General features: G+C 30.7%; 7 protein-coding genes. All 7 read right to left on the bottom strand.

Annotated features, from left to right (window positions below; all coding sequences use genetic code 11):
- Positions 1-10: 10 nt before the first annotated feature.
- Positions 11-3,049 (bottom strand): SusC/RagA family TonB-linked outer membrane protein, encoded by a 3,039-nt coding sequence (locus tag KI686_RS13295; RefSeq protein ID WP_237589813.1) that lies wholly within the window; start codon positions 3,047-3,049, stop codon positions 11-13.
- A 304-nt stretch (positions 3,050-3,353) separates the two neighbouring features.
- A complete protein-coding gene (locus KI686_RS13300) occupies positions 3,354-4,844 on the bottom strand; it encodes a PKD domain-containing protein (RefSeq protein WP_306665755.1) in 1,491 nt (496 codons plus the stop codon).
- 16 nt (positions 4,845-4,860) lie between these two features.
- Positions 4,861-6,039, bottom strand: coding sequence for a PKD domain-containing protein (locus KI686_RS13310; protein WP_237589814.1), 1,179 nt, complete (start codon positions 6,037-6,039; stop codon positions 4,861-4,863).
- Positions 6,040-6,052: 13 nt separating this feature from the next.
- Positions 6,053-7,627: a RagB/SusD family nutrient uptake outer membrane protein gene (locus KI686_RS13315; RefSeq protein WP_237589815.1), complete on the bottom strand. Its 1,575-nt coding sequence runs from the start codon at positions 7,625-7,627 to the stop codon at positions 6,053-6,055.
- Positions 7,628-7,638: 11 nt separating this feature from the next.
- Positions 7,639-10,869 (bottom strand): SusC/RagA family TonB-linked outer membrane protein, encoded by a 3,231-nt coding sequence (locus KI686_RS13320; RefSeq protein ID WP_237589816.1) that lies wholly within the window; start codon positions 10,867-10,869, stop codon positions 7,639-7,641.
- 282 nt (positions 10,870-11,151) lie between these two features.
- Positions 11,152-11,526 carry a cupin domain-containing protein gene (locus tag KI686_RS13325; protein ID WP_237589817.1) on the bottom strand — a complete coding sequence of 125 codons (375 nt, stop codon included), beginning with the start codon at positions 11,524-11,526 and terminating at the stop codon, positions 11,152-11,154.
- Between the two features lie 23 nt (positions 11,527-11,549).
- On the bottom strand, positions 11,550-13,811 hold the full coding sequence (locus KI686_RS13330; RefSeq protein ID WP_237589818.1) for an alginate lyase family protein: 2,262 nt from the start codon (positions 13,809-13,811) through the stop codon (positions 11,550-11,552).
- Positions 13,812-13,880 lie beyond the last annotated feature (69 nt).

Genomic DNA, 13,880 nt, shown 5'->3' on the forward strand with positions numbered 1-13,880 from the left:
TATTTTTTGATTAAAATTTAACGTTAAGGCTGAAACTAACAGACTTTACTGTTGGATAACTACCAAAATCAAACCCTTGTGCAGTGTTTGCTGATGTGTTGTTATCACCTCCACGTCCAACGTAATTTACTTCAGGATCTAAACCTGAATAGTTTGTAAAAGTCAATAAGTTTTGTGCACTTATTGAAAATCTAACTCTATCTATTCCTATTTTCTCTAGAGTTTCTCCTGGTAAATTATAACCAATTGCTATATTTTTTAATCTTACATAACTTCCATCTTCAACAAAACGAGAAGAAATTTCTCTGTTAGAATTATTTCCTACTCTTGGCGCATCTGTATCTGTATTAGTTGACGTCCAAGCGTTGTTATAATAATCTACTGTTGTATTAGCATCTCCATTAGTTAACTGCACATTAGTCATGTTAAAAATTTCTCCACCTTGAGATCCTTGAAGAAAAATACTTAAATCAAAATCTTTATATGTAAAACTATTTGTTAAACCAAAAGTATAATCAGGATTAGGATTACCTATAACACCTCTATCATCTGTTGTAATATCTCCACTTCCATCTAAGTCTCTAAATAAAGGGTCTCCAGCTACACCACCTGCTAAAGTTGCAGTGCCATCAGGTAATGTACCTCCTTGATAAACACCTGCATAATCATATCCGTAGAAAAGTCCTACCTCTTCACCAACTCTTAATACATAACTTCTATCATTACTAAAGTAAGAAGGAGCTGCATCAAAGTATAAATCTGCGTCGTTTACTAAGCTTACTACCTCATTTTTATTAAAAGCAATATTAAAATCTGTATTCCAACTAAAGTTGTCTGTAGATATATTTCTAGTACTTACAGAAAACTCAAAACCTCTATTATTTATCTGTCCTACATTTGCTAAAATATCATCAGCTGTATAACCTAAATACTCTGTAATACTGTTATCTGTTAAAATTAAATCTTTAGTATCTATATTATAGTAATCTAAAGAAACTGTAACTCTATTATTATACAAACCTAAATCTATACCTAAGTTTGTTTGATAAGAAGATTCCCACTTTAAGTTTGGATTTTCTGGCTGCTCTGGAGTAATTGCACTTACAGACTCTCCATTACTAGAAGCGTAAAGAGTTTCAAATCTTGCTAAAGACTCATAAGCACCTATTGATGGGTTACCTGTAACACCATAACTTAATCTTAATTTCAAATTAGAAATAGACTCACTTTCTTCTAAGAATTTTTCATTTGATATTTTCCATCCAAAAGCTGCTGAAGGGAAGATTGCGTATTTTTCATTAGCCGCAAAGTTAGAAGCACCATCTCTTCTTACTGTTGCTGTTAATAAGTACTTATCATCCCAGTCATAATTTAATCTACCAAATTGAGATTGAATTTCTACCTCTGAGATTGAAGAATCTGGCTGTAAAATATTAGTAGCAGAACCTAAACCATAGTAAGAGAAAGAATCTGAAATAAATCCTGTAGCCTCAGCATAGAAGTTTTCTGAAACAGTTTTTTGATAAGAAAAACCTGCTAATAATGTTAAATTACCTTTTCCTATTTCTTTTTTGTACGTTAAATAGTTTTCGTTTAATAAAGTTGTTTCTCTATCTGTTTCAACCTCTGCTCTACCGCTATCTCCACCTGCAGTCTGTGTTAATAAAGCTGGTAAATAAATCCCTCTAGTTGAATTTTCTGTACTAAAACCAAATGTAGTTTTAAAAGTAAGATTTTCTAAAATATCATAATTACCATAGAAGTTTGCTCTAAAGTTATCTGTTTTAGTTTCATCTATTCTTTCTTTTGCAACAGCATATGGGTTATCTACAGGGTCACCAACTGTGTTACCAAAATTGTAACTTCCATCTTCATTATATACTGGTTGATCTGGAGCATATCTTAGAGCTAGAGTAATAACATCATCACCACCTGCAGAAACAGAACCATTAGATTGAGTTGCAGAACCATTTTTAATACCTCTACTCCCAAAAAGGTTCATTCCTAATTTTAACTTATCAGTCATTTGAGCATCAATGTTAGATAAGAAAGTTGCTCTTTCAAAACCAGAATTAATTATAATACCATCTTGTTTAAAATAGTTACCAGAAGCATAAAAGTTAATTTTATCTGTACCTCCTGAAAAAGAAACTTGATGATTTTGAGTATTACCACTTCTATAAATTAAATCTTGCCAATCTGTATCTGCTGTCCCTTGACTATAAGCAGCAGTTACTCCATTATTAGCTCTTATTTGATTTTGATAATCAGCAAATTCATCTGCACCTAATAAGTCTAATCTATTTGAGATGTTTTGAACAGCATAAGTACTATTTACTTCAATAGATAATCTACCACTCTTACCTTTTTTAGTAGTTACTAACACAACTCCATTAGAACCTCTAGAACCATAAATAGCAGTAGCAGAAGCATCTTTTAAAATTTCCATAGATTGTATGTCATTTGCTTGTGGCATAGTAGCACCCACAAATCCATCTACAACAATTAAAGGAGAACTACTTGCATTAATAGAAGTATTACCTCTAATTTTTATACTAACAGGCGCACCTGGCTCACCACCATTATTAGACTGCACAACAACACCCGCTGCACGCCCTTGTAAAGCTTGGCTTGCATCTAAAACAGGAAATGCTGTTAATTCTTCTGACTTTACAGAAGAAACAGAACCAGTAATATCACTTTTCTTTGCAGAACCGTAACCTACTACAACGATTTCCTCTAAAACACCAGTATCTTCTACTAACTCTACGTTAATAGTTTTTTGATCTGTATATGTAACTGTTTTTGTTACAAAGCCTAAATATGAGAATTGTAAAACAGCACCGCTAGTTACTTTAATCTCATAATTTCCATCAAAATCGGTACTTGTACCATTTGTTGTCCCTTTAATAATAATATTGGCACCTAAAATAGGTTCTCCATCTGTTTGGGATGTAACAGTTCCTTTTATTGTAACACTGTCTTGTGCGTAGTTTGTTAAACTCAAGAGAAGCATTGCAATAAATACTAACTTAATTTTTAAGTTCATAGTTAATTGTTTTGAATTGTTTTTGAATTGTTTCTATTAATAATCAATAACCAAACCCACAATAAAAAGCTAATAATCAACACTTAAGATTTAACACTGCTAAATATAAACCTTAAAATTACTAGTTTTTATGAAAATTTGGTAAACCAAATTGGTAAACCAATCTGACTCTCCAAATATATACGTTTTTTTTTACAAAAAAAAAGATTTGTTAATTAATTCATAAAAAAAAATAACCCTATTCATTATATAATGAATAGGGCTATTTTTTTTTATGAATTATATAATAAGGTATTCTAAAAAATTAAAAACCTGGAGTTATAATATCTATATTATCAATAAATACCTCATTACTACTATCTACAGCATTTATAGCTCTAGCGTATATTACAACAATATCTGATGTTGCTTCAAACGTAAATGTAGTAGTTGTAAAAGTATTTTCTGATGCAGAACCTTTACTTGGGTTAAAATCGTTTGTAATGTTATAATAAGCATCTACATTACTATTATTTTCTGGATCAGTATTTATATCTTCCTCTGTAGTTATTTCATTATTTAAAATAAAAACTTCAGTATTAATACCTTCTGCTTCAGATCTAGTATCTATAGTAAATGTATATACAACACCTGGCTCTACTTTTACTAATTGATACAAACGTCTAGAACTATTAGATAATTTAACGGCTCTAGTTTTAACTCCGTTAACGTAAGAACCATCACTAGATGAACCTGGTTGCTCATTAGTACCAAAAGCACCATCTATATAACTATTTAATTCTGAATTATACCAAAGAGCTCTATAAGGACTATCAATTTCACCAGCAACATCATCTTTTACAGTGCTATTAGGCGTCATATCCCAAGCATCTGCGTTATCTCCTGTTTCTCCTTGAAAATCATCTGCCGTTCCATTTTGTACAATTGCCTTAAAAGTAGCTTTTACCGCACCTACTGGCACTGATTTTGTAACACTTCTAGAAACACCTGCATCATTAGTTGTTGTTAAAGTTACCTGATAAGTTCCTTCTGCAGAGAATGTATGCATAGGACTCGCTTCTGATGAAGTAGTTCCATCTCCAAAATCCCAATCCCAAGAAACAGCATAAAGAGATGCATCTGTAAATTGAACCTCTAAACCATTTACATCAAAAGTAAAATCTGGCACTGTAGATAAAACCAATCCTTCTATGTTTTTACTTACAGAAATTTCTGTTCCTAAAAAGTTTGTTGCTGTTAATGTAGCTACAAAAATATCGGCAGTTTTATAAGAATAAACAGGGTTAAAATCTGCATCATCAACTGTATCTTCAGCCTCCCAACCTAAAGTTGTTCCGTCTCCAAAACTCCATTCTAGAGTACTTACTCCAGAACTCAAGTTTTCAAAAGTTACTTGAGAATCTACACTTGAAAAATTAAAATCTACAAAAATAGGTGAAACATAAGCTGAATCTACAGCTACTAAACCATCAGAACTTGTAGTAGTTAATTTAACATTATACAAACCACCTTCGCTATATGTATAATCTGGATTTGCTTCTGTAGAAGAATTTCCGTCACCAAAATCCCATAAATAAGATTCTGCTTCTGTAGAATAACTTCTAAAAACAATTGACATACTATCATCTGCATCTGTACTTGTTGTAAATATTGTACTTGGCTGTATGTTATTTACATTTCCTGTTGGTGGTACAAATTCTTCGTAACCATCATCATAACAAGACACAAAACCTAAAAGCATAAAAGATATTAGAAAAATACTTTTAGTTATTTTTTTTATTAATTTATGTATCATAATATATTTTTTTAGACTATTGTTTAACTATTATATCAAATGCATCAACCCTAACTTCATCATTTGCATTTCGCCCATAAATAATTACAGACTCGTTTTCTCCTGCTTCAAAAGTAATTGCATGCTTTTTAAACACCTCTGCAACTCTACCAACACTAGTATCTGTTCTTGTTGCTATAATATTAGCTTCTAACAATGATTCTTCGTAAGAACTTGTTGTTGGTTTTAAAATAGATACTCTCATTTCTCCTCCTTCGCTATCTAAATTAAAAGCACTAAAATATGTTAACACATAAGTTGCTCCTGGTGTAACTTCTATTTCTTGATACATAGATCTTGTTCCATCTGAAGGGAATTTTGCAGCTTGTATACCGTCAGGAAGAATTCCTTCTTCTGATTTAGAATTGATTTGGAAAACAGAACCCCAAACAGAAGAACTTGGTGCTCTCCAAGAATCTCTACCATCACCTGATCCATCAAAAAGACTATTATCTTCAAAACTAGGCTCTCCTATTTCTGGTACAGGAATTGTTGGCACAGCTTGGGTAACAGTTATTAATTTTTCAGTAGTTTCTGATTTACCGAGATTATCAGTTACAGTTAAACTAACAGAATAATCTCCTGGACCAGGAAAAGAAAATATTAATTCTTGATCTTCATAAGTTGCATCTGGTAAAGCAGCAATTTGAGCTTCTAAATCTGCAACATTTTGTAATGTTTCATCAGAAATTTCTGCTAAAGCACTTTCTAATTGAACTTCTAAATCAGCAATCTGAGCTTCTAAAACTGCTTTTTTTGCATCGTCAGACTCACAAGGTAATTTAAATTCTAATTTTGCAATTTCATCTTCTAAAGCAACCGTTGTAGCTAATTCTGCATCTATTAATTGCTCTAAAATTGGTAAATCTTTGTTGATTAATGTTACACCTTCTGAAGGAGTAACAGACCAAAGATATTGTGTACCATTTACTGCTAAATTAGAACCAGCCTGAAAACTATATTCATATTTAGCCCATAATTCTACATCATTACAATCAAACTCTGATGATGTAATATCTGTTGAATTATAGAATGGTGTTGGATTTGTAAAATCTTCTAAATCTCCTACATCTGGTAGGTCATCATTAACACACGATGCTAGAGATATCATTGCCCCTAACACAATATATTTTAAACTGTATATGTACTTATTCATAATTTTGTGTTTTTTAATATCCACTGTTTTGTGAATAAAAATTAGGTAAATTGTCTATTTCTCTTTGTGGGAAAGGAAGGTATTTCTTTTCGCTTGTATAATTTAAGCTATTTGCAGTTGAAAATTCTCTTAAAACCTCATCTGCAACACCAAATCTTATTAAATCATATAAACGTTGGTTTTCATACACAAACTCAACTCTTCTTTCAGCTAAAAGATCTTCTTTAGTAACATTAGCAACTTCCTCAAGACCAGCTCTTCTTCTTACTTGGTTAAAAGCATCAATCGCTCTTGTATCTGTAGTACTATCTCCACTACCTATAATAGCCTCTACATACAGTAATAATACGTCTGCATATCTTAAAACAATCCAATCATTATCTCCAATTTCTCCATCTGTAGGAAACTTAGCGTTAAATGTATCGTTAGTAATATTTGTAGGATCATAAGACAATGCATCTATACTTGCATAAAATCTAACTGGTTGTAATTCTGGTGTCATTACTTCTAAAAATTCTAAAGTTGCAATGTTAACCCCATTAGAAGGACCTTGTAAAGTCATTGCAAAACTAAACGACTCTGAATCTGTTTCCACCTGATCATCTAAACCACTATCACTAGTTGTATAATTATCACTACTTACTAAATCATAAGCAATAGAAAATATAACTTCATTATTAATCTCATATCCAGAGTTGTTAGACCAAGAACCATCTAAAACTCCATCTGTATATCCTGCAGAAATCTCATTACCAAAAACGTGTCCGAAATCTACAACTAAATTTGCAAGATACTCTGCATCTGTTATTTCATCAGGGTTTTCATCAAAATTAACTGCGCTAGATCTATCTGTATAAAGTAAGTTATAACCATAAGAACCGCTATTTTCTACAACTGAAGCTAATAAAAGTTCTGCCTCACTATAATTAGGGTTTGGCTGACTTAAATATGCTTTTGCCGCTAAAGCGATAGCCGCACCTTTAGATGGACGATATCTATTTTGTTCTGCATTATCTAAATAAGCAATAGAAGTTTTAAAATCATCAATAATTTTTTCATAAACTTCTGCTTCTGGTAACTGAGGATAATCTAATGCTTCTTCTTCTGTAATGTCTAAAACTTTATCGATAAAAGGAACATTTTGATATGCTCTTACTAGATTAAAGTGACATAAAGCTCTCATAAAATAAGCTTCACCAACAGTATATTGTTGACTTTCGGGAGCTAAGAAACGGTTATCTATAATTGTATTTGCATGTTTAATAGTGTGCATATTATTAGAATAATACGTAGCAACATCTCCATTATTTGCATCTACATTATATGCATTAAATGCAGGGAAGTTTCCATTTTCTGAATTAGCCCTAACATTGTCTGATCTTAATTCTGTTAAATAGAATTCATTTGCAGGAATTTTTTGATAAGCATCTAAAACTCCGTTTGATAATGCTATAAAACCATCATCTGTTTGTAACAACTCTTCTAACGAAAGTGCTGTTGGATTACTAAGGTCTAACTCTGTTTCACAACTTGTTAATAAAGCCATGAAAGAAAAACCAACTATTATATTTTTATATATTTTTTTCATAATTATATTAATTAAAATTGGAAGTTAATACCTGCTGAAACTGTTCTAACAACTGGTCCATCACCTCTTTGGTAACCTGCAGTTAACGGTGTATTTGCGTTACTTGATGTTTGTCCTTGTGCTTCTGGATTAAAACCTTCATAACCTTTTGCCATAAAGTAGAATAAATTCTCTCCAGTAACATAAAATCTTAATTTATCAAAATTATATTTTGTAGCTAATGCATCTGGTAATGTGTAACCTAAAGTTATATTTCTTACAGCCACATAAGAAGCATCTTGTATATGATCATCTGTAAATCTTCTATGAACAGTTAAATCTTTATCTGGAAAGTTAGAAACTTCATTTACAGCAGACTCACTTGCATAATATAATTGATCTAAATCTGCAACTCTAACCTCTGCTCCATGAGAACCTTGTAATTGGAAAGAAAAATCAAAGTCATATAATGTAAAGTCTGAATTGAAACCCCATTCGAAATCTGGATAAGGACTTCCTAATTCTGTTCTATCATCAGCATCAATAATACCGTCTCCATTTAAATCTTTTACATATACATCTGCAAAATCATTATTAAATCTATTAAAAGGATTATCTACCCATTCTAATGGAATTTCTTTGTCGTAAACCCATCCATAGAAAGATGTAATTGGTTGACCTACTTTTGCTATAAATTCTGTTGGTCTTGTGTCTTGATCAATTCTAGAAATAATTTGTTCATTATTACCTAAACTCTTAACAGTATTTCTATTTAGAGAAAACTGCGCTCCTGCACTCCATCTAAAGTTTTCTTTAGACATAACTCTAGAAGTTAACTCAAGCTCTACACCTTCATTTTGAACTTCTCCAAGGTTTTGTAACCAGTTATCTGTACCATAAGTTGCAGATGACGGTGCAAAAAGTAGTAAGTCTTCACTTGTTCTAATATAATAGTCTGCAGTTAAACTAAATAAATCTCTACCAAATGTAATATCTACACCAGGATTAAATTCTCTTAATTTTTCCCATCCTAATGCTCTATTTGCTAATGTAATTCCTTTTACACCTGTGCTACCATTATAACTAATAGAACTAAAAGATTCTTCAAATCTGTATAATGATTCATATACACTTGTAGATATTTCATTAGATCCAGAAATACCATAACTTGCTCTTACTTTTAAGAAAGATATTAGATTACTATTTTCTAAGAATTTTTCATTAGACATAACCCAACCTAAAGATGCTGCTGGGAAAAAACCAAATCTATTATCTGTACCAAATCTAGTACTACCATCACTACGAGCAGATAATTGAACAAGATATTTTTCATCAAAATTATAATCTAATCTTCCAAAATAAGAAACTAATTTATCAGTTCCGTTATCTGTATAAGTTGTACCTCCGTCTGCAACAGATATATTATTATTAAAATCGTTGCTAAAACCTACTGCTTCAGATTCTTGTCTATAAAAATCTCTTTGTGTAAACTCAAAACCAAGTACTGTATTAAAAGTATGCTTTTTAATAGTTTTATTATACTTAACTAAAGACTCGAAAGCATATTGATTCATTTCATCTCTTCTTTCTAATCTATAAGATTCTTGATCTCTATTTTCTTGACCATATAAGAAATCTGCTTCGTTACTCTTATTATGAGTAAAAACTCCTGAAATTGTCTGTCTAAAATTAAGACCATCTGCTAACTTAAAATCTATATAAGAAGAAGCATTTAAGTTTAATTTTTTCTTTGTTCTTTCTCTCTCTAAGAAATGCACTAAAGGATGTACGTTTTTAGTAGTAGACAAAGTTAAACCACCTGATGTTAAATCGCTTGCCAAAGGAAGACCAGTTTCTGGATCTCTTGCAATGGCTCTTGGATTGTCTGGATCAACTGTAAACACGTGATCAAAAGCTCTTGAAAAACCATAACTACCAACACCTAAGTTTTCAAATAACTTACCAGCATCTGTAGATACACCTACATCTGTAGAAAAATTAGTTACATATTTTAAATGCTCTTCATTTAAATATAAAGGAATATGCCCTAATTGTCTTAATGGATCAGTAAATCTAGCAGGTAATTTCTTTTGATCATTATAGTTAACACGAATACTAGCTCCATATTTTATTTTTTTGTTTTTTGATTTACTATCAATCTTAATTCTTGCGTTGTATTTCTTAAAGTTATCAGTAAGAGCAATTCCTTCATCCTCTAAATAACCTAAAGAAGCAGTAAAACTTGTTAACTCAGAACCTCCTCTTACAGCAAAAGAGTGGCTTTGTATTATACCTCCGTCAAACACTTCATCTTGCCAATTCTTTTCTCCAGTACCTAAAGATGCAATAAAATCCATAGCTTCTAATTCTGCATATGCAGTATTATAATCACCTATAATTCTATCATAATTTATGCTACTAGTAGATATACCATCAATAGTACTTTGTAAACCATCTAATCTTGCTCTTTCTTGAGCAATAGTTGTATTAAAATTACTATTATTTTTAGAATACTTATAACCAGTAAATGTGTTATAAGAAAATTTTGTTTGACCAGCAATACCTTCTTTTAATGTAATTAAAATTACACCATTTGCCCCACGAGAACCGTAAATAGCAACTGAAGATGCATCTTTTAAAACACTTAAAGATTTAATATTATTGTTATCTATAGACGCTAAAATATCAGGATCTGTACCTAATACAACTCCATCAACTACAATTAACGGAGAAGAAGAACCTGTTACAGAACCCGGACCTCTTAATGTAATTTTAGGATCTCCACCTGCTTCTGAAGAAGTTACCTGAATTCTTAAACCAGCAACTCTTCCTTTTAAGGCGTCTTCCACACGAGATACGGCTTGGTTTTGAAGATCATCTCCAGATACTTTAGTTAAAGCACTGGTTACATTTTTTTGTTTCTGATTTCCATAACCAACTACAACAATTTCTTCTAAAACATTAGAATCTTCTTCTAACGCTACGTTAATTGTTGTTTGATCTACATAAGTAATTGTTTTAGATTTGAAACCTAAATAAGAAAATTGAAGAACATCTCCTGACTTCACTTTAATTTTGTAGTTTCCATCAAAATCTGTACTTGTACCTGTTGTTGTTCCTACAATAATAATGTTAGCCCCTAAAATTGGCTCATTATCTGTCACGGACGTAACAGTACCTTTTACCGTAACACTCTCTTGCGCATAACCTAATGCACTAAAAAGTAGTATTCCGATAAATACTAACTTAAACTTTAAATTCATTGTTAATTGTTTTGGGTAATTTTTGTTAATAAAACTTTTTTTGATTTTTTATAGAAATAATTGATGAATTAGCACTGCTATACTGTAATTCTAAAACGCTATCAATTAGTTATATAAAAAAAAATTTGGTAAACCAGTTTGGTTTACCAAATATAATTGTTTTTTTACGACTAAAAAAAAAAAAGTTAATTATTCCTTAAATTCTTATTATACTATGATAATTAACATATTTTTAATCTTTTTGCCTAATTAGGGTAAATTATTTTTGCTTTTTGGATATTATTACTTTTTATCTCCAAAATAAGATGGACCATCACCTGTTAAAAAGTCTTCTCTTACTGGGCTAAATGTATCTATTAATTGTCCTTCTTCTAAACAAACTGCGCTATGCATTAAGTTTGGCTCAATATAAACACCATCTCCAGCTTCTACTATTTGCTTTACACCGTCAATTTCAAATTCAAATTTCCCTGAAACACAATAAGTAGCTTGGGTGTGAAAATGCTGATGTGGAGCACCTAATGCACCTTTATCAAATTTTACACTTACCATCATAATTTGATTATCATAACCCAAGAATTTTCTTGAAACTCCTCCGCCAAGATTTTCCCACTCTATATCTTTTGCGATGACATACTTTTCACTAACTCGTTTCATTTTTTGTTATTTTTAAAATTAATTTATTTGTAATAGTAAGCTCCTGTCCAAGAGTAATTCTTACCATTTATTGTTTCTGAATGTTCTTTATTTTTATCGTTATCAATATTTGATAAAATTAAAACTTTCTCTTTTCCATTTTTAAATTGAATACTAAAAGAAGAATATTTAACATTATCACTCAAAACTTCTATTTTAGAAAAATTACTATATGCGTTATTAGCAACTTCTACTACAGAATCATAACTACCATGAGATTCTATAATTGATGCATAAACCGTATTTTTAGTATTCTTTTTTCTAATTATTATAGAAGGATCTTTTCTTAAATTATACTCTGGATCATTGGCTCCTATTCTTGCAAGAATAACCTCATCTTTTGGATTTGTTGCAGAGGTTATAGAATAAAACCTTTTATTATCTAACCAAGTAAATTGAATACTATTTTCATTTACAATTCCACTTCCCTCTTTCCAGATATGTTGATAACCATAATCATCTCCAAGAGTTTTAAGCGTTGAATAAGAATCGAAATTAAAACTAGTAGAAATAATTTGCCCAAAATAATAATAAGGTAAATCGTATTGATTATTTTTATTAGACTCTACTTTATTAACATCAATAATAAATGGCTTATCTAAATCTTTATCTTTAACCATAATCATGGTTCTATGCAATTTTGTACCAGGATATGCATTTTCTTCTACAGCACTTACAATTTGAAAATTAGGATCATTAACATCAAACAAATATTTATCTGAATGATTTAAACTACCTGTTGCAAAATCGTAATTAAAATGAGAAATTTCATTTTGTGTAATAGTATTATGCGCAATAGTGTGTTTTGCATATGTTTTATTTTCTTTTAAATAACCACCACCATTTTTTTGCTCTACGTTTACAAAACGAGAAAGGCCGTAATCTTGTATAACTTCATCTCCATTTTCATATAAAGAAAAAGATAATTTATCATAATGTCCATGACTTAAACCTTGTCCGGTATATTTCATTACTAAAGCTAAAGTTTCATCTTCTTTCTGGTATCTTAAAATTCCTACACCACCTTCATCACCTTTAGAACCATCTCTTAATTCCATAGATTTTTTTACAAAAGGTTTTTCTTTATTTTCTTTTAGCCCAAGAGCAATACTTAAACCTGTAGCATCTAATTGTACTTTATTTTGCTTTTTTGCTACAGACAATAATTCTGGTTTTTGAGAACCATAATGATAAGCAATATCTACAGCAGACACTAAAGATGCCGTATAATAAGACATTCCTTTTTGTCCGTCATTTAAAGGAAAGAATTCTCCATTTGCATCTGTAAGATTCAATAACGCATCAACTGCTTTTATTAAAACACCATCTTTGTATTCAAAAATCTTTAATTCTGGTCTTTTATTTTCTAATGCTTCTGCAAAAATTAAAAAAGGATACATTGCATAACGTTGGTAATATGGCCCTTCTGTATAAAATCCGTCTGGTGAAAAAGGAGAATCTACATTTGCTAAGAAACCTGCTTTACCATCTTTATCAAAAATAAAACCACCATCATTATCTTTTGCACTTAAATCTACATCATCTTTCTTTAAACCATATAAAGCTCTATTTATTAAAACTTCATCATCCATAACCAAACCAATCATACCTACAGCAACATTACCCCAAGTAGAATGATTATGTACTCTATTAAAAAACTGAGGTGTTTCTATAGATAAAAAATCTGCATATGGTCTAAATAATGTTTTATTTAAATATTCTGATTGTTCTTTTGGCAACCAAGAATAAATACAGTCATAAGCCTGACTAGTAAATGTTAACCAGTTAGAATCGTTTAAACATTGCCAAAAAAGTTTACCTCTAGAGTAACTTCTTTCTTGCGGATGTCTTGGTAAAGTAGGAAACATTTCTGCATACTCTAACAACATGTCTCTAATATAAATTGCATACTTTTCATCGCCTAATAACTGGAATAATACTCCAGCTTTTTGCATTGTAGCATAATTTAATTTATGCTGTGTATGTGTATATCCACCTGCCATATCTTTAGGAATTGGCACATCGATTCCTTTTTCTATTTCTGCATCAACTGCTTCTTTAGCCTCTTGTAGTGTTTTATCAAAAACAGGAATTGTACCTAATTTAGATTTTATCTCTGCAACACTTTTAGTTGTTAAAATTAAATTTGGATGTGTATTTTCTGATTCTGCAACTACTGTATTCTCTTTTTTAGAGCAAGAAAACATTATTAATAAAGCAAGTAAAGGCACTTTGTAAAAACTCATCTTAAGATTTTTTTTTAGACAAAATAAGAACCCAAATTAAATAGGTTCTTATATTCAATCAAATAAATA

The organism is Polaribacter sargassicola (assembly GCF_021991835.1).
In the GTDB taxonomy this organism is placed as follows: domain Bacteria; phylum Bacteroidota; class Bacteroidia; order Flavobacteriales; family Flavobacteriaceae; genus Polaribacter; species Polaribacter sargassicola.

Coding starts and splice junctions, on each gene's coding strand:
- KI686_RS13325 (WP_237589817.1), bottom strand. CDS start 11,526: ATGAAACGAGTTAGTGAAAAGTATGTCATCGCAAAAGATATAGAGTGG.
- KI686_RS13295 (WP_237589813.1), bottom strand. CDS start 3,049: ATGAACTTAAAAATTAAGTTAGTATTTATTGCAATGCTTCTCTTGAGT.
- KI686_RS13330 (WP_237589818.1), bottom strand. CDS start 13,811: ATGAGTTTTTACAAAGTGCCTTTACTTGCTTTATTAATAATGTTTTCT.
- KI686_RS13300 (WP_306665755.1), bottom strand. CDS start 4,844: ATGATACATAAATTAATAAAAAAAATAACTAAAAGTATTTTTCTAATA.
- KI686_RS13310 (WP_237589814.1), bottom strand. CDS start 6,039: ATGAATAAGTACATATACAGTTTAAAATATATTGTGTTAGGGGCAATG.
- KI686_RS13315 (WP_237589815.1), bottom strand. CDS start 7,627: ATGAAAAAAATATATAAAAATATAATAGTTGGTTTTTCTTTCATGGCT.
- KI686_RS13320 (WP_237589816.1), bottom strand. CDS start 10,869: ATGAATTTAAAGTTTAAGTTAGTATTTATCGGAATACTACTTTTTAGT.